Annotated in this window: 24 protein-coding genes; 11 read left to right on the forward strand and 13 right to left on the reverse strand. The window is 30.8% G+C overall.

What is annotated here, in order from left to right:
• Positions 1–33 precede the first annotated feature (33 nt).
• Positions 34–1554 carry an NAD(P)H-quinone oxidoreductase subunit N gene (locus tag EU98_RS05495; RefSeq protein WP_032515554.1) on the forward strand — a complete coding sequence of 507 codons (1521 nt, stop codon included), beginning with the start codon at positions 34–36 and terminating at the stop codon, positions 1552–1554.
• A gap of 16 nt (positions 1555–1570) precedes the next feature.
• Positions 1571–2257 carry an ABC transporter ATP-binding protein gene (locus EU98_RS05490; RefSeq protein ID WP_032515555.1) on the forward strand — a complete coding sequence of 229 codons (687 nt, stop codon included), beginning with the start codon at positions 1571–1573 and terminating at the stop codon, positions 2255–2257.
• Positions 2258–2259: 2 nt separating this feature from the next.
• Here the strand turns inward: EU98_RS05490 and EU98_RS05485 are convergent, their stop codons facing one another.
• Positions 2260–3009, reverse strand: a complete 750-nt coding sequence (locus EU98_RS05485; RefSeq protein ID WP_032515556.1) for a biotin--[acetyl-CoA-carboxylase] ligase — start codon at positions 3007–3009, stop codon at positions 2260–2262.
• Positions 3010–3084: 75 nt separating this feature from the next.
• On the opposite strand from EU98_RS05485, the gene EU98_RS05480 reads away from it, so the two are divergent.
• Positions 3085–3570, forward strand: a complete 486-nt coding sequence (locus tag EU98_RS05480) for a DUF721 domain-containing protein (RefSeq protein WP_241466384.1) — start codon at positions 3085–3087, stop codon at positions 3568–3570.
• A gap of 5 nt (positions 3571–3575) precedes the next feature.
• Here the strand turns inward: EU98_RS05480 and ubiE are convergent, their stop codons facing one another.
• Both ubiE and hisF read right to left on the reverse strand, forming a co-directional pair.
• A complete protein-coding gene (gene ubiE, locus EU98_RS05475; RefSeq protein WP_032515558.1) occupies positions 3576–4277 on the reverse strand; it encodes a bifunctional demethylmenaquinone methyltransferase/2-methoxy-6-polyprenyl-1,4-benzoquinol methylase UbiE in 702 nt (233 codons plus the stop codon).
• A gap of 45 nt (positions 4278–4322) precedes the next feature.
• Positions 4323–5093: an imidazole glycerol phosphate synthase subunit HisF gene (gene hisF / locus EU98_RS05470; protein WP_032515559.1), complete on the reverse strand. Its 771-nt coding sequence runs from the start codon at positions 5091–5093 to the stop codon at positions 4323–4325.
• 59 nt (positions 5094–5152) lie between these two features.
• Between hisF and petP the strand changes: the two genes are divergently transcribed.
• Genes petP through EU98_RS05455 form a run of 3 tightly spaced genes read left to right on the forward strand, consistent with a single transcriptional unit; the run spans position 5153 to position 8103 of the window.
• On the forward strand, positions 5153–5377 hold the full coding sequence (gene petP, locus EU98_RS05465) for a cytochrome b6f subunit PetP (RefSeq protein ID WP_011375988.1): 225 nt from the start codon (positions 5153–5155) through the stop codon (positions 5375–5377).
• A gap of 7 nt (positions 5378–5384) precedes the next feature.
• Positions 5385–6332 carry a chlorophyll synthase ChlG gene (gene chlG, locus EU98_RS05460; RefSeq protein ID WP_032515728.1) on the forward strand — a complete coding sequence of 316 codons (948 nt, stop codon included), beginning with the start codon at positions 5385–5387 and terminating at the stop codon, positions 6330–6332.
• 1 nt (position 6333) lies between these two features.
• On the forward strand, positions 6334–8103 hold the full coding sequence (locus tag EU98_RS05455) for a transglycosylase domain-containing protein (RefSeq protein WP_032515729.1): 1770 nt from the start codon (positions 6334–6336) through the stop codon (positions 8101–8103).
• Positions 8104–8112: 9 nt separating this feature from the next.
• Here EU98_RS05455 and EU98_RS05450 read toward each other — a convergent pair whose 3' ends face one another.
• The 6 genes from EU98_RS05450 to EU98_RS05430 form a co-directional block, all read right to left on the reverse strand.
• Positions 8113–9429, reverse strand: a complete 1317-nt coding sequence (locus EU98_RS05450) for a 16S rRNA (cytosine(967)-C(5))-methyltransferase (RefSeq protein ID WP_032515560.1) — start codon at positions 9427–9429, stop codon at positions 8113–8115.
• Positions 9430–9928: 499 nt separating this feature from the next.
• Positions 9929–11419 (reverse strand): cryptochrome/photolyase family protein, encoded by a 1491-nt coding sequence (locus EU98_RS05445; RefSeq protein WP_032515561.1) that lies wholly within the window; start codon positions 11417–11419, stop codon positions 9929–9931.
• Positions 11416–11547 carry a DUF2256 domain-containing protein gene (locus EU98_RS09480; RefSeq protein WP_071813202.1) on the reverse strand — a complete coding sequence of 44 codons (132 nt, stop codon included), beginning with the start codon at positions 11545–11547 and terminating at the stop codon, positions 11416–11418. The genes EU98_RS05445 and EU98_RS09480 overlap by 4 nt, the downstream gene beginning before the upstream one ends.
• A 3-nt stretch (positions 11548–11550) precedes the next feature.
• Positions 11551–11787, reverse strand: a complete 237-nt coding sequence (locus EU98_RS05440; protein WP_025952438.1) for a TIGR03643 family protein — start codon at positions 11785–11787, stop codon at positions 11551–11553.
• A 2-nt stretch (positions 11788–11789) separates the two neighbouring features.
• Positions 11790–12182, reverse strand: coding sequence for a thiol-disulfide oxidoreductase DCC family protein (locus tag EU98_RS05435; RefSeq protein WP_032515562.1), 393 nt, complete (start codon positions 12180–12182; stop codon positions 11790–11792).
• A gap of 177 nt (positions 12183–12359) precedes the next feature.
• Entirely contained in the window at positions 12360–12563 is a 204-nt protein-coding gene (locus EU98_RS05430; protein ID WP_011817930.1) for a hypothetical protein, read from the reverse strand.
• Between the two features lie 96 nt (positions 12564–12659).
• On the opposite strand from EU98_RS05430, the gene trmH reads away from it, so the two are divergent.
• Positions 12660–13331, forward strand: coding sequence for a tRNA (guanosine(18)-2'-O)-methyltransferase TrmH (gene trmH, locus EU98_RS05425; RefSeq protein WP_032515563.1), 672 nt, complete (start codon positions 12660–12662; stop codon positions 13329–13331).
• Positions 13332–13333: 2 nt separating this feature from the next.
• Here the strand turns inward: trmH and EU98_RS05420 are convergent, their stop codons facing one another.
• The 3 genes from EU98_RS05420 to EU98_RS05410 all read right to left on the reverse strand — a co-directional run bounded on the left by EU98_RS05420 (position 13334) and on the right by EU98_RS05410 (position 17619).
• Positions 13334–14089 carry an ABC transporter permease gene (locus EU98_RS05420; RefSeq protein WP_012007248.1) on the reverse strand — a complete coding sequence of 252 codons (756 nt, stop codon included), beginning with the start codon at positions 14087–14089 and terminating at the stop codon, positions 13334–13336.
• Between the two features lie 169 nt (positions 14090–14258).
• Positions 14259–16067, reverse strand: coding sequence for a translation elongation factor 4 (lepA, locus tag EU98_RS05415; RefSeq protein WP_011817927.1), 1809 nt, complete (start codon positions 16065–16067; stop codon positions 14259–14261).
• A 55-nt stretch (positions 16068–16122) separates the two neighbouring features.
• Complete coding sequence (locus tag EU98_RS05410; protein ID WP_032515564.1) at positions 16123–17619, reverse strand: malate:quinone oxidoreductase; 1497 nt, start codon at positions 17617–17619, stop codon at positions 16123–16125.
• Between the two features lie 70 nt (positions 17620–17689).
• Between EU98_RS05410 and EU98_RS05405 the strand changes: the two genes are divergently transcribed.
• Positions 17690–17935: a NifU family protein gene (locus EU98_RS05405; protein ID WP_002805305.1), complete on the forward strand. Its 246-nt coding sequence runs from the start codon at positions 17690–17692 to the stop codon at positions 17933–17935.
• 20 nt (positions 17936–17955) lie between these two features.
• On the opposite strand, the gene EU98_RS05400 is transcribed toward EU98_RS05405, so the two are convergent.
• Positions 17956–18213 carry a hypothetical protein gene (locus EU98_RS05400; protein ID WP_011375974.1) on the reverse strand — a complete coding sequence of 86 codons (258 nt, stop codon included), beginning with the start codon at positions 18211–18213 and terminating at the stop codon, positions 17956–17958.
• Between the two features lie 255 nt (positions 18214–18468).
• On the opposite strand from EU98_RS05400, the gene EU98_RS05395 reads away from it, so the two are divergent.
• The 3 genes from EU98_RS05395 to EU98_RS05385 all read left to right on the forward strand — a co-directional run bounded on the left by EU98_RS05395 (position 18469) and on the right by EU98_RS05385 (position 20727).
• Positions 18469–18642 (forward strand): DUF4278 domain-containing protein, encoded by a 174-nt coding sequence (locus EU98_RS05395; protein WP_071813219.1) that lies wholly within the window; start codon positions 18469–18471, stop codon positions 18640–18642.
• A 78-nt stretch (positions 18643–18720) separates the two neighbouring features.
• Positions 18721–19515, forward strand: a complete 795-nt coding sequence (locus EU98_RS05390) for a methyltransferase domain-containing protein (protein WP_032515730.1) — start codon at positions 18721–18723, stop codon at positions 19513–19515.
• A 36-nt stretch (positions 19516–19551) separates the two neighbouring features.
• On the forward strand, positions 19552–20727 hold the full coding sequence (locus tag EU98_RS05385; protein WP_032515568.1) for an aminotransferase class V-fold PLP-dependent enzyme: 1176 nt from the start codon (positions 19552–19554) through the stop codon (positions 20725–20727).
• The last annotated feature ends 11 nt before the right edge of the window (positions 20728–20738 follow it).

A 20738-nucleotide genomic window follows, 5' to 3' on the forward strand; every position in this document is an offset into this window, starting at 1 on the left:
AATCAAACATCTAATTTAATCCAATTTAATAAAGTGCCCAACGAAATCTTTACAATTAATTTAAATGCACAAGCCATTATTCCAGAGGCTTTTATTTTACTAGGTATTGTTGGAACACTTCTTGTAGATTTAGCTGGAGAAAAAACTGCATCAAAATGGGCACCAATAATTTGCTACTTATCAATTGGAAGCTCTCTTGTAGGTTTGGCATTGCAATGGAGTAATCCAGTAGGAAGCGCATTCCTTGGTTCTTTTAATTCAGATAATTTGGCAATCGCATTTAGAGCAATAATTTCTTTATCAACCTTAGTTTCTTTACTTATAAGCTGGCGATATACAGAACAAAGTGGTAGCCCAATTGGCGAGTTTGCTGCGATAGTTCTTTCGGCCACCCTTGGAGCAATGCTTTTGTGTGGATCTACTGACCTTATTAGTGTATTTATATCTTTAGAGACTTTATCTGTAGCAAGCTACTTACTTTCTGGTTATCTCAAGAGAGATCCAAGAAGTTCAGAAGCAGCCTTAAAATACCTCCTTGTTGGATCAGCTGCTGCTGCTGTCTACTTATATGGATCCTCTTTTCTTTATGGATTAAGTGGTTCAACAAACTTAGCGACAATAGGTTTAGAGATAATAAATAAGCCATCTTTTATTACGTCACTGGCTCTTGTATTTGTTTTATCAACAGTTGCATTTAAAATTGCTGCTGTTCCCTTTCATCAATGGACTCCTGATGTATATGAGGGTTCACCTACACCCGTAGTAGCTTTTTTATCTGTCGGCTCAAAAACAGCGGGCTTTGCATTTGCAATAAGAATATTAAGCACAACTTTCTCTTCTTTTGATGAAGAATGGAAACTTTTATTTACCATTTTGGCCATATTGAGCATGGCTCTAGGAAATGTTGTAGCTCTAGCTCAAACCTCAATGAAAAGGATGCTAGCTTACAGTTCTATTGGGCAAGCCGGGTTTGTAATGATTGGAATAGTATCTGGCACACAAGATGGTTTATCAGCAGCTGTTTTATATTTGGCTGCATATTTATTTATGAATTTGGGTGCATTTTCTTGTGTAATTCTTTTCTCACTAAGAACTGGTTCTGACAGAATTCTTGATTACTCAGGACTTTACCAAAAAGATCCTCTCATTACATTAGGCTTAAGCCTTTGTCTTTTATCTCTTGGAGGTTTACCTCCAATGTTAGGATTTTTTGGAAAGATATACTTGTTCTTTGCAGGTTGGGCAAATCATCAATATCTATTAGTAATAATTGGATTAGTAACTTCAGTAATATCTATTTATTACTACATTTCAGTGATAAAGATGATGGTAGTTAAAGAGCCACAGGAAGCTTCCGAAATAGTCAAATCATATCCTGAAATTAATTGGGGAATTGTAGGATTACCTCCCTTGAGAATTGCACTTTATACTTGCGTCGCAGTAACTGCTCTTGGAGGAATCCTTTCTAATCCTCTTTTTAAATTAGCTAATACAGCAGTTTCAGAAACTCCTTTCTTACAAGATATTATTGCGACAGCAAACAATATTACATAGAAGAATTCTTCGATAAATGTCTAAGAAAGTTGCTAGTTTAGAAAATATATCTAAAACATATGGAAAAGAGGATCTAACAGTTAAAGCCTTAGACAGCATAAACTTAGAAATTTATAAAGGTGATTATTTAGCTGTAATGGGAGCTAGTGGCTCAGGCAAAAGTACAGCTATGAATATTATTGGATGTCTAGATAGACCATCTGAAGGTATTTATAAATTAAATGGTATTCCTGTTGAGAATTTATCTGATGATGAGCTTGCGGAAATACGTAACCAAAAATTGGGCTTCGTTTTTCAACAATTTCATCTTCTTTCAGACGCAACTGCACTTGAAAACGTAACTTTGCCGATGATTTATGCTGGGATTGATCCTGAAAAACGATTAGAGCGCGGTAAGAATGCCTTAAAAAAAGTTGGCCTTTCAGAAAGAATGAATAATCGCCCAAACCAATTATCCGGAGGTCAACAACAACGAGTTGCTATTGCGAGGGCTATTATCAATAACCCCGCAATTTTGTTAGCAGACGAACCTACTGGAGCACTAGATTCAAAAACCACTGAAGATGTATTAGATCTTTTTGACAAGCTGCATGAATCTGGAATAACTATAGTTTTAGTTACGCATGAAGATGAAGTTGCAAATCGCGCAAAAAAAATAGCCAGATTTAAGGATGGAAGAATAGTTGAATTAAAAGTTAATTAAATTCAAAATCTTCTAATTACCTTCAGTTGAGTTTCATTTTCAATTCTTAAATTCCCATTCGAGTCAATATCTCTAATCATCCATGAATGAGGACAATAACCACTAGGTAAAAAACTTTTAGTAAGAAACTTATTTGCAGATTTAATCACATATTCTTTTTTCTTATTACATTCAATTGCATCATTAAAAGCTTTAAGAACTTTGGCTGTCCAATAATGATGATTAATATTTTTAGTTTGAAGTATTTTTGATAGTGAAATACCTTCTGATGGAGTGTAATTTAAAAAATTCATGCCAAGTCCTATTCTTACATAGATAATTTCTTTGCCTCTTGTTATTACCCTTGGTAAAAATCCAATCAACTTTTTTGAACCAAAAAAAATATCATTTGGCCATTTCAAACAAACATTTATATTCTCTTGTCTAAGCATTTCACATAACTTAATCCCTAAAGACAAATTAAATATTTGACATGCAAATTCTTTTGAAAATATTGGGTAAGCTGCACTTAACCAAATCCCGCCTTTTGGAGAAACCCAAGTTTTTGAATTTTGGCCAACCCCTGAGAACTGCTCTCTAGCGATTATCGCTACTGGCTGGTTTTTCTTTATTTCAGAATATTCAAGCAAGTTTGTGAGCTCATTTTCGGTACTTTTACATTTTATTTTGTAATGAAGTCTCCAGGTTGGATATTGACCCTGAATTTTTTTTAAACAAAAAACTGTCTTAGCTGCAGATCCAAAAACTTTCACAAATTCTTTATTAAAACAACGAGCATCTTTTTGAAGATTAGATTAACTTTAGTCTTAATAAGTAAATTTTACAAATTGGACAAACAGTATTTGCCAATAGTGAATAGAAGGAATCCACATCCATTAAAAAATTGTCTTGATAATTTCAAAAAATCCTTCGGAGACTTAGATAAACTTTCTAAAATCAACGAAAATTGGAAGAACTTAATCGGATTGGAACTATTTCAAGAATGCAAACCATTAAATATCGAACAAAAAATACTTACTATTGCAGTAAATCATCCACAGTGGCGCCAAGCTTTAATCTATAACAAGCATAAATTAAAAGAGAGAATCGAGAAAATTGGAATAACTTTGAATGAGATAAAAATAATACAAAATTATGAAATTAAAAATAAAAATATCAAAGCTAGTAATGCAAAGATAGTTTGGGCAAAGCATCCAAGCAGAATTCATCAAAATAATATGTGCATTTGTACTCTCTGTAATTCCCCTACTCCTGAGGGCGAAATCAAAAGATGGGGAAAGTGTTCTTTTTGTTGGAGAAAAATAAAAAACTAAATTCTTTATTTAGTTAAAATTAGTATTCCCATTTGCCCCCCCCCAATAGTCCTATATTCAGCTTTTTTAAATCCAACTTCCTTAGCAATATTTATAAGCATATTTTTTTTTGGAAAATTTCTAATACTTTTTTCAATATATGCGTACTCTGGACTTAAATTAAAAAGCCGCGAAATGGTTACTACTATTAATCTCAAATAAATTTTCTGAAAAATATTGGATAAAGAGTTTCTTGTTGAGTGATTAAAATCCAAAAATCCTGCCCTTCCCTTATCCTTCAAAAGATCAAAAACTTTTTTTATTCCTTCTTCAACATTATTCAAGTTTCTAAGTCCATATGACATGCAAATCCCATCAAATTTTTTTGAATAATCATTAATTTCTAATACATCTTTAATTTCCCACTTAATAAATTTATTTTTTTTAAGCTCTGATTTTTTTTTTGCAATATTTACGATATTCTCTGCACTGTCAATCCCAGTAATTGAACCCCTTGGACTAACTCTCTCAGAAATTAAAAATGCTAAATCTCCAGTTCCACAGCATAAATCAGCCCAATCTTCACCATTTAAAGGTTCCAATAAATTAACTAATTTTCTTTTCCATAATCTGTGCAGCCCAAAACTTAATAGATTATTTAAAAAGTCATATTTATGAGAAATTTTATTAAATATATTTTTGACTTCGATAGTTTTTGTGAATTTCATTTTTAAATTTTTAACTTTTTACTTTTTGGTATTAAATTTAATTTTTTATTCATATGGTCTAATTGGAAGTTTTTTTTCGAGGAGGAAAGTCTTTATTTCTCTTAAAGAAAGTTTCTGATCATGCAGTAATGATGCTAAAAGTGCTGCAGATGCCCTGCCTTCATTGAAAACATCATAGATATCTTCTAAACTACCTGCTCCTCCAGAAGCAATCACTGGGATGTTAACAATATTGGTAACAGATTCAGTCAGATGTAAATCATATCCATTCTGCGTGCCATCACCATCCATTGAAGTAAGCAAAATTTCCCCTGCACCTAACTCCTCAACTTTCTTTGCCCAACTTAATACATCTATTCCAGTATTTTCCCTCCCTCCTTTTACATACACCTCCCATTCATCAGTTTTATTAACTTTTCTTTTAGCATCAATTGCTATCACGATACATTGATTACCAAATTCTCTAGAACTTTTAGAAATTAAATCTGGATTTCTAACAGCAGAAGAATTCAAACTCACTTTGTCCGCTCCAGCTCTTAAAAGATCATTAATTGAAGAAACAGAATCTATTCCTCCACCTACTGTAAACGGGATTTTTACTGATTTTGCGGTCCTAGAAACAAGGTCAACTAATGTATTTCTATTTTCTACACTAGCTCTAATATCTAAAAATACTAATTCATCTGCGCCCTCATCAGAATACCTACAAGCCAATTCAACAGGATCTCCTGAGTCTCTCAAGTTAACAAAATTTACACCTTTAACCACTCTGCCATGGGCGACATCTAAACAAGGAATTAAACGAAGAGCTACCATTTTAGTAAAAATTGTCCAAATGCTGTTAATCTTGCATAATAGCTTCCATTTTACCTCTTATGGCTGAAACAAAATTATTACCTAAAATCGGTAGTAAAATCAAAATTAACATTAACAAAGTAAAAGATAGACTACCAGCTAAATTAATCGATCAAATATCCTCGAATCCTAAAGCCGTAATAACAGGCTATAAAATGACAGACGGAAGAAGTATTGGAATCACCGCAAAATTTCAGAATGGTGAGCAAAATTGGTTTTTCCCAGAAGAAATTGAGAAAGGTTAAGAGTAAAGTGAATGATCCAAAACAACTATTAGGAATTAAGGGCGCCTCAGAGACATCAAGTATATGGAAACTCCGTATACAGTTAATGAAACCCATAACGTGGATCCCTTTGATATGGGGAGTTATATGTGGAGCAGCTGCAAGTGGGAATTTTGAATGGACATTTAGTAATGTTCTAGCTTCGTTAGCATGTATGCTTATGAGTGGACCACTTCTGGCTGGTTATACCCAAACCATAAATGATTTTTTTGATAAAGAAATTGATGCAATTAATGAACCAAATAGACCAATTCCTTCTGGGAAAATTTCAATTAAAGATGTAAAAATACAAATCTGGGTATTACTTATTGCGGGTTTAGTAGTTGCTTTTCTATTAGATTTATATGCTAAGCACAGCTTCCCCTCAGTCTTACTTTTGGCATCAGGAGGTTCCTTTGTTAGTTATATATATTCGGCTCCGCCACTCAAATTAAAACAGAATGGTTGGCTTGGGAATTATGCATTAGGAGCATCTTATATAGCTTTACCTTGGTGGGCAGGACAAGCCTTGTTTGGGAAATTAACTATCGTAACTGCGATACTAACACTTGCTTATAGTCTCTCAGGACTTGGAATTGCTGTTATTAATGATTTCAAAAGTGTTGAAGGAGACTCGAAGCTAGGCTTAAATTCTCTACCAGTAGTATTTGGAATTAAAAATGCAAGTAGAATAAGTGCAGGACTGATTGACATTTTTCAATTAGCAATGGTTGTAGTATTAGTCATTATTGGTCAACATTTAGCCTCTGTAATTTTGGTTTTATTGGTAATTCCACAAATTACATTTCAAGATATGTGGTTACTAAGAGATCCCCTAAAGTTTGATGTCAAATATCAAGCCAGTGCCCAGCCGTTCCTTATAACTGGAATGTTAGTTACAGCTTTAGCGATAGGACATAGTTTTTTAGTTGCTTAAGGTGCAAAAGATTAAATTCAAATCTTTTGTTTTAATAATTCCAATATTAATTTTTTCTGGAATATCTTTTTATCTTTTTAGCTTATTATTTAACACGTTAAAGTTTGACTTATCTAAAAATAAAAAGTTTCGGGAAACCAAATATTCTTATGTAATATCATCTTCTGATAATAAGATACTAAGCAAATTAAGCCGCAAATTTGAAATAGATGATACTTATCATAAAATTCCATTTTTTCTTAAAAATTCTTTTATATCTTCTGAGGATAAAAAATTTTATAAACATAATGGAATAGATTTAAAAAGTATTTCACGAGCCCTTATTCAAAATATTAGAAGTGGTTATGTTAAAGAGGGAGGAAGTACGATTACACAACAAGTTGCTAGATTACTTTTTCTAAATAATGATTTAAGTTTTCAAAGAAAAATCAAAGAAATATTTATATCACTCATACTTGAATTTAGATATAACAAAAATCAAATTTTAAAATTATATTTAAATAATATTTATCTAGGATCAGGAGCATACGGGGTAAACGAGGCTGCCCAAGTTTATTTTGGGAAATTTATAGAAGAATTGACATTATCAGAGATCGCATTAATTGCAGGATTAGCTCCAGCTCCATCAATTTATTCACCTTATCAAAATTTAGATCTAGCTGTTAAAAATAGAAATAAAGTTCTTGAATCAATGTATGTTGATGGATATATTTCTCTTGCAAATAAGAATAAGGCTATTAAAGAAAAAATAAAATTAAATTATCAAACAGGGGATAATTTTTTAGATGATAAATTACTAATAAACTTTATTCTTCAGGAAACAGATAAAAAAATTGGAAGTACAAATGATTATAAGTTTTTAGAAATTAAATCTTCTATCAATAAAGATTGGCAAGAAAAAGGTCAAAAAATATCAAGATATGCTGGGCCCAGAGAACTTGAATTTGCTCTGTTATCTATCGAATCAAACACAGGACTAATCAGGACAATGATAACCAGCAAAAATCCATCAATTAATGAATACAATAGAGTGATTTCATCTGTAAGACCTTTAGGTTCTACTTTTAAAATAATCACTTATGCTGCTGCATTAATAGAAGGAATACAATTAAGCGATAAATTTGAAGACTTACCAATATGCTGGGAAAGTTATTGCCCAAAGAATTTTTCAGAAGACTATAGAGGTTCAATATCTTTGATTGAATCATTTAAAAGTTCATCAAATATCGTTCCAATATCATTAACAAAAAAAATCGGCTTAAAAAATATTATTAATTTAGCAAATTCATTTGGACTAGGTTATAAGCAAGAGTTTGAGGAATACCCTTCATTAGCTATTGGCTCTTACGGAGATAATCTTTTAAACATCACAAATGCATATTCTGCAATAAACAATAATGGGAATATTCAAAGCCCTGAAATCATAGAAAAAATAGAATCATTTAAAAAACAACCTATTTGGAGAAATAAATCTATTTCCAAGAAAATATTAGATTTAAAAATAAACAAGAAAATAAATAAACTTCTTGAAAAATCTGTAAAAGAAGGGACTTCAAAAGCAGCCTTTATAGAAGGAAAGCAAATTTATGGGAAAACAGGAACATCTGATGGAAATAAAGATCTCTGGTTTATTGGTTCCATTGATAACCTTACAACAGGGATCTGGATAGGTTACGACGATAACAAGGAATCTGAATTATCTAGTGGGAATGCAGCTTATTTATGGAAAAAGTTCATATCTAAAATTTATAAAATTCCAATTAAAAAATAAATTATATTTTTAAGATTTATAAGAAATTATTGCAGAATAAAATCCATCACCAGGATAATCCAAGCTAGGTAAAATTTGCTTTTGGCTAATCAATTTTAAAGTTTTGTTTTTTTCAATAAATCGTTCAATTAATAGATTATTTTCATCAGGACAAATAGTACAGGTTGAATAAACTAAAGTACCATCTTTTTTCAAAAGAGGGAAAATATTCTCCAAAAGTTTTTCCTGTAATAAAGTTAAAGATTTTATTTTTTCTTCACTTAAAGACCATCTAGAATCTGGATTCCTGGAAAGAGTTCCAATGCCTGAACATGGAGCATCTAATAAAATCTTATCAAAATAAGATATAAACTTAGGATTTAATTCAATCAAACTCGTAGCATCAGCCTTAAGGGTATTAACAGATTTCAAATTTAACCTTTCTAAATTTGATTGCAGTATTTTCAATCTTTTTGCTGATCTATCTACGGCAATGATTTCTGCACTATCATTTGTTAATTCTGCAAGGTGGGTAGACTTACTTCCTGGAGCTGCACAAGCATCTAAAATCTTTTCACCTTCTTTTGGATTTAAGAGAGGTGCTATCCACTGAGAAGATCTATCTTGAATTGTCCAAAGTCCATCACTATATCCTGGTAAATTTTTTATTGATCTTGGATTAGATTTTAAAGTAATTCCATTATGTAAATCATTAATAATTTCAGCATCAATATTATTTTCATGAAGTACTTTCAAAAAGTTATTTAAATTAGTTTTTAATTGGTTAATTCTCAAATCAATTGATGGTTTTTTATTAAATGCCTTAATGATATTTTCACCCTCGCTATTGCCGACCCATTTATAAAGATCCTTCACAAGCCATAATGGAAATGATTCAAGATATGAAATTCTTTCTTTTCTATCAGAAGATAATTCCGGAAAGATTTTTTGTTCTAATTTTCTTGATGCATTTCTCAATATCGCATTTACAGTTCCCGCTAAACCATTTAAATCTGTTTTTTTAGCTACTTCTACAGTGGTAGAAATAGCAGCAGGAAATGGGATTTTATCCATTTTCAATAGTTGATACAGACCTATATGTAGAAGCCATCTTAACTTTGGAGGCTGCTTTTTATGAGTAATTTTTGATGTATGATCCATCCAAAGATCAAGAAATTTTCTATACCTTATGCATCCAAAAGATAATTCCGTAATAAAAGCTATATCAAGAGGATTAAATTGATAATTTTTTAAAACCTTTTCAAGAGCATGATCAGAAAAATCACCAGAACTAACTTTTAATAAAATTTCCCAAGCTGCCTTTCTTTGTAAATATCCTATGCTCAAAATATAATTATTTTTTTTAAGATAACTTTAATATACAAAAAATTCAAAAATTTAAACTACTTTTTTAATTGCAGAATTAAACCAAATAAATCCTAAGGTAGAAATAAGTGAAAGATTAAATCCTAAAAAAAGAAAGATATTTAAAGAATGGATTCTTTCCCGAAAAAAAATTTTTTTCTCTTTTTGATACTTCATTATTAAAATAAAAACTTATTCAGGATTTCAAACGGCAACCAATATTGATAGATCCTGCATCAAGCATTCTGCCTAATTTAATTGCTATGGATTCCTCCAACCTATTGAAATTAGATTGATGGCTAGTTATCCAATCTAATTCAGAAAAAGTAATAATTCCAGTCGAATTACTTTTTTAAAAAAGCGTTCCAATTTCCATTAGATAAATCTAATTTTTCCTAAACTAACATCCGTACTTAATATTTCTTCATAACATAATATTCTTTTAATTTTTCAAAGACAACTGTAGGTTATTACTCTTAATTTATTGAATATCTCTTAAAAATTTATCAGCCGTTTTTAAGTGATTATTTAATTTCTCTTCTGACATTTTATCGAGATTTCTCGTTAACATTGCCAGACGATATTGCTTTCTAAAAAAGCTTTCATTATCTTTAATAAATTTCCAAAATAATCCGTCCCATATTTCACACCATGGGCCACTTTTAAAATTAGACATTTTTTTTACATAATTAGAACTTGATATATATGGCTTTGTTGAAAAGATACCACCATCACTAAACTGACTCATTCCGTAAACATTTGGGACCATAACCCAATCATAGGAATCAATAAACATTTCCATAAACCATTTATAAACTTGGTTAGGGTGAATTCTACATAGAAGCATAAAGTTGCCAACAATCATTAGCCGCTCAATATGATGACAATAACCAAATTTAATAATATTTTTTATAACAACGTCTACTGGTTCAATTCCTGTATTTCCTTGATAAAAAGATTTTGGAATTGGCTTATCTTCAAAATTCCAAAAATTACTATTTCGCATCTTTGTTCCGTACTTTTTATAGACAAGGCAAATAAATTCTCTCCATCCAATAATTTGACGAATAAAACCCTCTAAAGAGTTAATAGGAACATTATTATTTTTTGCAAAAAGTAATGCTTTATTTACTACTACATCTGGGGTTAATAAGCCGCTATTTAAAAGAGGAGAAAGTAAACTGTGCCATAAAAAGGAATTTTCTTTAGAAATAGCATCCTCATAATCTCCAAATAAGAAAAATCTATGTTTAAAAAAATCATTTAACCATTCATCTGCCTCTTCAAAATTAGTTGGATATAAAAAGTTATTACTTTCTCCAATAAACTCAATATCAAAATTGGCTAATGACCTTTCTGCATTAACTACAAATTTATTTTTTTGTAATTTAGGTGTATCGGGTATATTTATTTTTTTTGGTAATTTTTTTCTGTTCATTTCATCGAAACTCCATTTACCACCTTCAGGAGTATCATCAGGATTAACTAATATCTTTTGGCTCTTTCTTTGATGCTCATAAAATCTCCCCATAAGAGGTTTTTTTGCATTTGATGCAAATAAATCTTTTAAATCTTCACTGCTCATAAACATAGGAGAAGGTAAAATATTTAAAGCTAAATTATTACTTTCAACAAAATTATTAATCCTCTTCATTATTAAAAAATCATGAGGGTCAATGAGATTTATTTTCTGATATTTATTTTGAATAATTTCCGAAAAGTAATCAACTGTAGAAACATTATTCTTGTTTTCGATATATAAAACTTTAAAGCCAGATATTTCTAAATAATTTTTATAAGCGAGCATAGATGCTCTATGAAAAACTAACTTATTTTTATGATTAATTAATTTATGAAATTTATCATTTCCAAAAAATAATGAGTCTTCCAAAATCAAAACTTCACAATTTATTTTTAAGATTGGGCTTTCTCTAAAAAGTTGATTCGGGAAAATAATTGATACTTGTTTCATCTTTGCGACTTCCTGTTACTGCATCTTTTTGAACAGTAGATAACATCATCCCAACAGTTTTTCCATTTTTTACGCCATTCAAACGGCCTATTGCAAACAGGACAAGTTTTAGTAGAAAGATTTTTCAAAATTTATAATTTTCTTTTATGAGTAGATTTAAATCTAGTTGAATCTTTAAGGGCCATATGTTTTGTATTTCTTCCCGAAACTCTCTTTCTCCAGACTTTGAAAGATTTGGGTTTGAGATTTTGACGCATAATTTTTATCGCATCTTCCTCTTTTAAACCAAATTGATACTCGATAGCTTCAAAGGGTGTTCTATCTTCCCAACACATTTCTATTATTCTGTCTATATCGATAATTTCCATATTTATTGTTCACATTGTGAGGTACAAAGTTTTTCAATATCGGATCTACCTGTAATTTGAAGTCTATATTTTGCCCAATATCTGTAAACCAATCTCAATAATGGAGATAAGAGCTTAATCTTCAAGGGATAATAAACCCAACCTAAACCAACTAATTCATAAGAATATGCAAGTACATCTAGTCCCCTAATAATTTCACCATTTTCAATAATCCCATGAAGGTTTGACATAGCTTCTGAATATGAGATGTCATTAAAAAGACTTCGATCATAATCCTTACTATTAATATCTATAAATGCAATTTGATTTAAGGTATCTCTTTTTTTAAGAAAATTTGTTTCTCTCAAACAAAGTGGACAACCACCATCGAATAAAAAAGTTAATTTATTTTTCATATTTTTATTCAAATATAGAAATTAAATAACTTTTTTGTGGAATAAAAAAATTTTTTTTGAGTACAAGCTTTATAAAGCCTTAATAATTGCCAGTTCTAATTTAGTGAAATTATATTATCTTATAAATTAATAAGCCATTGATTAAGGGATACATCAATGGTTTAAAACTATTAATGATCAGTCATCTAGAAGATGAACTCCTTCTCCTACGTCAGGAGTAAATTTACAATATTTTTCGAAAATAAGTCCAACACCTCTCATTTTTTCTCCTAATTCATCGTTAAATTTATTCCATTCTTCCGATTCACGATCAGGTAAATCCCACCCTTGTTTTTCTACCATACTTGTTATTACTGTATAGTCCCATTCTATGTATGCCATTGAGTTAACCTAAACTACTAAAATATTATAAACCAAGAGATTTAATAGGTAATCAATATTTTTTGAATATAATTTAAAGGTGTGAAAAAATTATAAATGTCAATTTTGCCAAGAAGATTTGAACGAATCAAAAGTGTTTTAAATTGCAGAATGAAAAACTTGACTGTTTTAGTTGAGGATGTAAATAAACCACATAATTTATCTGCGATATTAAGGACATGTGATGCAGCAGGAGTTTTCGAAGCAAATTTTATTAGCAAAACAAATGCCGTTAAGACTTTTAATAGTACTGCTCAAGGAAGTCAAAAATGGGTAAAGCTGAATAATCATGAAAACACTATCACGGCAATATCTGATTTAAAGAATAAGGGTTTTAAATTATATGGAACGACTCTTAATAGTGAATCAGTAGATTATAGAAATTTTGATTATTCTCAAAATACATGTTTTGTTTTAGGAGCAGAAAAATGGGGACTAAGTAATGAACTTATATCAATGGTTGATCAATCAATTTTTATACCTATGAGAGGTATGGTTCAATCTCTGAATGTTTCAGTTGCTGCTTCCATATTATTATTTGAAGCTGTTCGCCAAAGAAAAAATAAAGGTATATTGCCCGATAATGGAGAAGGGTTAAATATGGATGAATATCAAAAAACACTTTTTGAATGGTGTTACCCAGAATTAGCTGCGGTGTATAAAAAATCAGCTAAAGAATATCCAAATTTGAATGATCAAGGAGAACTTGATCCTATTATAGATAACTAAACTTATTCAGAATTTTGACTATCAAAAATTTCTTCAAGGTCCTCTCCTATAAAAGAAAGACCTAAAACTAAAAAAAACATTGCCAAACCTGGGAACAAAGCCGTCCACCAGATACCTGTCGGTAAAGCGGCAAGAGCCAGATTTAAATCACTTCCCCACTCTGGGACATCTGCAGGAACGCCAAGGCCTAAAAATCCTAAACTTCCTAATACCAAAACAGCATCTGCAGCATTTAGGGTAAGCAGAATAGGCAATGGTGTTATTACATTTGGGAGAATATATTTAAAAATAATTTTTTTAACATCAGCTCCTGCAACTTGAGCTGCCTCCACATAAGTTTCGGATTTAACCAATATTGTCTGATTTCTGATTAATCTAAAATATTGAGGAGAGTAAACAATACACAATGCCAAAGCCGCGTTAAGGATACCCTTACCCAATACAAAAGCCACAACAACTGAAAGCAAAATTACAGGTATTGAAAAAATAGTATCCATTATTAGTGATAAGCATTTATCAAAAAAACCACCAAAATACCCACTTAATAATCCCAATGGCAAACCCAAACTTAATGAAAAAAGAATAGCTAAGAATACAACTTCTATAGCTAATGATGATCCTTGCAAAGTTCTTAAGCAAACATCTCTTCCTAATCTATCGGTGCCACAAAAATGATTAAGAGAAGGAGGGGCAAAGATATCATTGCTTAACATTGAAAATGAATAGCCAAAAAAATTATTGGCCTCTAAAAATTTCATTATTAAAACAACAAGAAGATAAAAAAGTACAATTAAAAATCCAGCTTTTCTGATATTTGCGCTGACACGATTAGATGAGTTAATATCCAAAATCTTTTTTTAAAGATATAAATGAAATATACCCAATTCTTTTAAAAATAAATAGCTATGAATTTAAAATTAAAAGAAATTACTGGTTTAATTTCAAGACTGCCATAAAAGCTTCTTGAGGGACTTCAACTTTACCCATTGCCTTCATCCTCTTTTTACCTTTGGCTTGTTTCTTTAAAAGTTTCTTTTTCCTAGAAATATCCCCTCCATAACATTTAGATAAAACATCTTTTCTCAAAGCACTTATGCTTTCACTTGCAATAATCCTGCTACCGATTGATGCTTGAATAGGTATTTTAAATTGTTGTTTTGGAATAAGTTCTTTTAATTTCTCAACTAAACTTCTGCCAATTCCATAAGCCTTATCTTTATGAACAATAGAAGTTAATGGATCTGCTCTTTCTGAATTTATTAGAACATCTAATCTAACAAGGTCATTTTTTCTATAGCCAATCAAATGATATTCCATTGATGCATAACCTTGGGTTCTACTTTTCATTTGATCAAAGAAATCTGTAACAACTTCTGCTAATGGAATTTCATAAATCAAGGTAACTCGATCTGTTGTTATGTATTTCATATCTATAAATACTCCCCTTCTTTCCTGACATAAACCCATTAATGTTCCATTAAATTCATTGGGAGCATAAATTTCCATTTTCACATAAGGCTCTTCTATTGATTCTCTAAGTTGTGGATCAGGAATTGTGGAAGGATTATCAATAAAGATATGTTCCTGCTGATTTAAATTAACTTTATAAATAACTGATGGTGCCGTTACGATTAGATCCAAGTCATATTCTCTTTCTAATCTTTCTTGAACAATCTCCATATGAAGAAGTCCTAGGAATCCGCACCTAAATCCGAAGCCCATTGCGCTACTGGTTTCGGGCTCATATTTTAAAGCTGCATCAGATAATTGTAATTTTTCGAGTGATACTCTTAAATCTGGGAATTGATCAGCATCAGTCGGGAATAAGCCACAAAAAACCATAGGATTTGCTGTCTTATATCCAGGCAAAGGATCATTGGCAGGTGAATTTAAAAGAGTAATCGTATCTCCCACTCTTGCATCAGCAACTGATTTTATAGAAGCAGCTAAATATCCAACTTCTCCTGCATGTAATTCATCAACTTGCTGCTGATCAGGCGCCATTATTCCTATCTCATCTAGTTCATAATTTTTCTTACTTGCCATTAATAATATTTTTTCTCTCTTATTTAGAGACCCAGATATCACCCTGAAATAAACAATAACTCCCCTGTACGGATCATAATAAGAATCAAAAATCAGTGCCTTTGTAGGTAGTTTAATTTCATCTTGAGGAGGAGGTACTCTTCTTACGATTGCTTCCAAAATATCTTTAATACCAACTCCAGTTTTTGCTGAACAATTTATTGCATTAGATGTATCAAGTCCAATAATTTCCTCTATTTCTTGTTTTATTTTTTCAGCATCAGCTCCTGGTAAATCAACTTTATTTAAAACAGGAATTATTTCAAGATTATTTTCTAAGGCAAGATAAACATTAGCTAAGGTTTGAGCTTCTACTCCTTGACTTGCATCAACAACAAGTAAGGCGCCTTCACAAGCTTGAAGAGATCTACTAACCTCATAAGAGAAATCAACATGCCCTGGAGTATCTATTAAGTTCAGAACATATTCTTGGGAATCGTCAGCTTTATATTTCATCCTAGCGGCTTGTAACTTGATAGTAATTCCTCTCTCTCTTTCAAGATCCATACTGTCCAAAAATTGTTCTTGCATATCCCTTTGCTGCACAGTACCAGTATCTTGAAGCAACCTATCTGCAAGGGTAGATTTACCATGGTCAATATGAGCGATTATGCAGAAATTTCTAATTTTTGAAACCGATATATCAGTCATATAGAAAGAAAAATTCTCCTCTTATTACATCTTGATCAATATTAGCTAATTAGAATTATGGATGGAAACCAAAAATGGAATTATTTCTTTTTTTAATTTCTTTTATTAAGATACTGTAATTTTCAGAGACTGATAGTTCTGGATAAATTAAGTCATTTATTTTTTTCTTAAGATTATGCTTATCGTTTAAAAATAAAACAGATTTTTCTAGAACCTCGACCATAATTGAAACCGCAGTACTTGCTCCCGGAGAGGCTCCTAACAAAGCAGACAATGATCCATCAGATGAATTTACAATCTCAGTTCCAAATTTCAAAGAACCACCACTTTCAGTTTTTTTAATTATTTGGACTCTTTGACCAGCATTCTTTAAATACCAATCAGAAGGATTAGCTGATGGCATCATATTCTTTAAATTCTCAACTCTTGAGTTATGGTTCTTTAATGATTGTGATATTAGGTAATTAATTAAATCGTTGTTCTTGAAACCAACGTCTAACATAGAAAAAATATTATTCTTTTTAATAGAACTAAATAAGTCAAAATATGAACTTTGTTTTAGAAATTTCGTTGTAAATCCAGCAAAAGGTCCATATAAAAGAAGTTTTTTATTATCAATCCATCTGGTGTCTAAATGAGGCACAGACATTGGTGGCGATCCAATATCAGCTTTACCATAAACTTTTGAGTTATGTTTTTCTGTTAGATCTTTTTTCTCGCAAATAAGCCATTTACCACTAACAGGAAATCCGCCATAACTTTTTGCTTCTGGAATTTTTGATTTTTGTAAATAATTAATTGTTTTTCCACCAGCACCAAGAAAAACGTAGCCAGTTCTAATTGAAGTTTTTCTACCTTCAGAACTGATTTCTAGTTCCCATTGTTTTTTATCAATTTTCTTTAAATCTACTAATTCTGTTTTGTATCTTATTTCAACATTTTTGTTTAAAGAAACTAATGACAAATACTCTTTAGTTAAAGCCTCAAAATTAATATCAGTTCCTCTACCTATTCTGGTAGCAGCAATTTTAGTAGATGGATTTCTATCTTTTGTTATTAGAGGTGCCCATGATGAAATTTCATCAAAAGATGTAGAAAATTCCATATCGATAAATTCAGGATTATCGGTCATTTTCTGAAATCTTTTTTTTAAAAAAGAAATATTATCCTGACCAGACACAAAGCTAATATGAGGAATAAATTTTAAAAACTTTTTAATATCAATTTTCCCTGCTTCATACAATGAGGCCCATAAAGACATGGATGTTTCAAAAGAACGATTTATTGAAAGCGCTTTATCTATTTTTAGATTTCCTTTTTCATCTAAAGGGGTATAGTTTAATTCGCAATTAGCCGCATGTCCTGTACCTGCATTATTAAAAGCGCCAGTACTTTCACTTCCCGGAGCATTTAATTTTTCTATAATAAGAAATCTTATATCTGGTAAAACTTCTGAAATTAGGAGGGCTAAAGTACTACTCATTATCCCTGCTCCTACCAAGACTGCATCAAAGTAGCTATTATCATTAGTGGGATTTTTAGATGAAGTCACAACAGAAAATTATCTTTTTTGCAATTAATCAGATTTCTTTCTAGGCTTATTATAAAGTTAAACCAAAATTATGAGTACTGAAACACTCTCGCTGACAAATGAAAATGTAGAAAAAGTCCTTGACGAGCTAAGACCTTTTTTAATTTCTGATGGAGGTAATGTAGAGATTGCAGAAATAGATGGTCCAATTGTCAAAGTTAGACTTCAAGGAGCATGTGGTAGTTGCCCAAGTAGCACTATGACTCTCAAAATGGGTATCGAAAGAAAGTTAAAAGAAATGATTCCTGAAATAAGCGAAGTTGTCCAAGTTTTATAAAAATTTTTAACTGAAATATATTATTTAGTTTTTAATTCCTTCAACAAAGATGATTCCATATCAAGACAATCAATTGGAAGTCCTTGACCAATAGCGATTAAAAGGGGTGCAAGAATTCCTAATGTAAAAACTAAATTTGATTGGCTTACATCATATTTACTCAAAGTAAAAGTTATCAAATAAATAATTGAAAAATAAGCATGTAGTGAAAAAAATTCTTTTGGCTTTAACACTGGCCACCTTAAAGTATTTCCCAAGAAATATAAAAAACCTGTCATAAATAAATAGTTACATGAAGATTAAACCAAATATAAACATAAACCTTTTTAGAGACTATTTATAAAAAAATTTACCTAAGATAATAATTAAAAAAACATTAAAACTTCGTTTCTATTTGTAAAAGCTAGACATGTAGTTAAAAATACGCTTATAATAATTTGGTAGCAATCGCTACTTTTTCGTTCACCCTCATTTGAGGGCGCAGTTCGAGTCATACCATGGAACGGGGGATGGCCGTGTTGTCACATCGAAACATGACTACTTTAACTTACAGAGGTAAAAACTACGTTCAAAACAAAGAAGCTGCTAAAAAGCAACTTGTTGAACTTACCTACAGAAGAAACGTATACACCAACAGAATGGATGACGCTTCTTCAAGTAATGAAAAAGCAGAATTAAATTACAGAGGTGTTAATTACACTAAATAATTTAATTAAACAATTTAAAAGCCCCTTTTTCAGGGGCTTTTTTTTTTGGCTATAGTTATCAAGAGTCCTTTAAAAAATATGTCTGAAAGTTGCTGTAATACAAACACATCGAATAAAGCACCTAATCAATTCGATCATAAAGATGCGATTCAAGATAGATATGGCTCAGCGGCACAAGAAAAAGAAAGTTGTCTTTGTACACCAGTTGGGTTTGATCCCGTTTTACTAGAAGCAATTCCTCAAGAGGTTATAGAAAGAGACTATGGGTGTGGTGATCCAACAAAATATGTTCAAAAAAATGATATAGTTTTAGATCTTGGAAGTGGTAGCGGCAAAAATGCTTTCATTTGTGCCCAAATTGTTGGGAAAGAAGGGAAAGTTATTGGAGTTGATCAGAATCCTGACATGCTTTCTTTATCAAGATCAGCATCTAAAGAAGTTACAAAAAATATAGGTTTCAAAAATACAGAATTTCTAGAAGGTTCAATTGAAAAACTTGATGAATTAGATGTAGATTTAAATCCATTAATCGCAGATAATTCAGTTGATATTATTTTAAGTAATTGCGTTTTAAACTTGGTAAGTCCAGAATCTAGAAATAACCTTCTAAATAACATAAAAAGAGTTTTAAACGATAATGGAAGAATTGCAATTAGCGATATCGTCTCTAACAAAAAAGTTCCTTTAAGATTGCAAAATGATCATGATTTATGGACAGGATGTATTAGTGGAGCATGGTATGAGCCAGAGTTTATAAGTGATTTTAAAGAACTAGGATTTAAAAATTTAAAATTTGCAGAAAGGAGTGCTGAGCCTTGGAAAGTAATTGAGGATATTGAATTTAGAACAGTAACTTTAGTAGGCAATATTTAAAAAAATTCAAGAGTTGAAAATATAATATAAATTTCCATGAGAAATAATCTAAGAGATCAAATACCCGCATTAAAAAATAAGTATTATTTCAACTATGGCGGTCAAGGACCATTACCAAAATCTTCTCTAGAAGCAATAGTTAAAACTTGGGAAATTATCCAAGATTTAGGACCATTTACCAATGATATGTGGCCTTTTATTTACAAAGAAATATTGACCACAAAAAGAATAATTGCGCAAAAATTAGGTGTCAATTCAAAGAATGTAGCTTTTACCGAAAATATCTCTTCCGGTATGATTTTGCCCTTTTGGGGAATAAAAGTAAAAGAGGGAGAAGAGTTGTTAATAAGTGACTGTGAACATCCTGGAGTAGTGGCTGCAAGTCGAGAATTTTGCAGAAGAAATAAATTAATATTCAAAATTTTGCCAATCCAAAAAATTAAAAATCTAAACGACGAAAATATAATTTTAGAGATTTTGAAAAATCTAAATAGTAAGACTAAGATCCTAATTATTTCTCATATTTTATGGAACTTTGGATATAAAATTCCTTTAAAACAAATTTCTATCGAATTAAAAAATAATCGTGAAAACTCTTATTTACTTGTTGATGGTGCTCAAACCTTTGGGCACATAAATATTGAAAAAGAAGTTTTTTATTCTGATTTATATTCAATAACTTCTCACAAATGGGCATGTGGACCAGAAGGACTTGGAGCCATTTATCTCTCAGATAGATTTATTCGTGAAACAGATCCAACAATAATTGGTTGGAAATCATTAAAAAAAGAACAAGGCATTTATGAGCCTTCAGATAATCTTTTTCATGATGATGCAAGGAAATTTGAAATAGCTACCTCTTGTATTCCTTTACTTGCTGGACTTCGGAATTCTTTAGATCTTTTGGATAAAGACTGCCATGAAAAAGAAAAAAACAAAAATATCAAAAAATTAAGTGGAAAACTTTGGGATGAATTAAATCAATCTAAGGGTGTTGAATTAGTTTTAGAAAAAAAATATTTAAATGGGATTGTTAGTTTTAATATCGAAAATATTAAAGATAAGGATAAATATGTAAAGAAACTTGGAGAAAAGAAAATTTGGATTAGAGTTTTAGAAGATCCAAAATGGTTTAGAGCATGCGTACATCAAATGACTACAGAAGCTGAGATTGATTTACTTGCTAGAGAAATAAAAAAAATATTGACTTAAAGATCTATTAA

The organism is Prochlorococcus marinus str. MIT 9314 (assembly GCF_000760035.1).
GTDB lineage: Bacteria > Cyanobacteriota > Cyanobacteriia > PCC-6307 > Cyanobiaceae > Prochlorococcus_A > Prochlorococcus_A marinus_B.

Excerpts from the sequence above, each read along its gene's own strand:
- EU98_RS05490 (WP_032515555.1), top strand. The coding sequence starts at position 1,571 with ATGTCTAAGAAAGTTGCTAGTTTAGAAAATATATCTAAAACATATGGA.
- ubiE (WP_032515558.1), bottom strand. The coding sequence starts at position 4,277 with ATGAAATTCACAAAAACTATCGAAGTCAAAAATATATTTAATAAAATT.
- hisF (WP_032515559.1), bottom strand. The coding sequence starts at position 5,093 with ATGGTAGCTCTTCGTTTAATTCCTTGTTTAGATGTCGCCCATGGCAGA.
- petP (WP_011375988.1), top strand. The coding sequence starts at position 5,153 with ATGGCTGAAACAAAATTATTACCTAAAATCGGTAGTAAAATCAAAATT.
- EU98_RS05445 (WP_032515561.1), bottom strand. The coding sequence starts at position 11,419 with ATGAAACAAGTATCAATTATTTTCCCGAATCAACTTTTTAGAGAAAGC.
- EU98_RS05440 (WP_025952438.1), bottom strand. The coding sequence starts at position 11,787 with ATGGAAATTATCGATATAGACAGAATAATAGAAATGTGTTGGGAAGAT.
- EU98_RS05435 (WP_032515562.1), bottom strand. The coding sequence starts at position 12,182 with ATGAAAAATAAATTAACTTTTTTATTCGATGGTGGTTGTCCACTTTGT.
- EU98_RS05430 (WP_011817930.1), bottom strand. The coding sequence starts at position 12,563 with ATGGCATACATAGAATGGGACTATACAGTAATAACAAGTATGGTAGAA.
- trmH (WP_032515563.1), top strand. The coding sequence starts at position 12,660 with ATGTCAATTTTGCCAAGAAGATTTGAACGAATCAAAAGTGTTTTAAAT.
- EU98_RS05420 (WP_012007248.1), bottom strand. The coding sequence starts at position 14,089 with ATGAAATTTTTAGAGGCCAATAATTTTTTTGGCTATTCATTTTCAATG.
- lepA (WP_011817927.1), bottom strand. The coding sequence starts at position 16,067 with ATGACTGATATATCGGTTTCAAAAATTAGAAATTTCTGCATAATCGCT.
- EU98_RS05405 (WP_002805305.1), top strand. The coding sequence starts at position 17,690 with ATGAGTACTGAAACACTCTCGCTGACAAATGAAAATGTAGAAAAAGTC.
- EU98_RS05400 (WP_011375974.1), bottom strand. The coding sequence starts at position 18,213 with ATGACAGGTTTTTTATATTTCTTGGGAAATACTTTAAGGTGGCCAGTG.
- EU98_RS05395 (WP_071813219.1), top strand. The coding sequence starts at position 18,469 with ATGACTACTTTAACTTACAGAGGTAAAAACTACGTTCAAAACAAAGAA.
- EU98_RS05390 (WP_032515730.1), top strand. The coding sequence starts at position 18,721 with ATGTCTGAAAGTTGCTGTAATACAAACACATCGAATAAAGCACCTAAT.
- EU98_RS05385 (WP_032515568.1), top strand. The coding sequence starts at position 19,552 with ATGAGAAATAATCTAAGAGATCAAATACCCGCATTAAAAAATAAGTAT.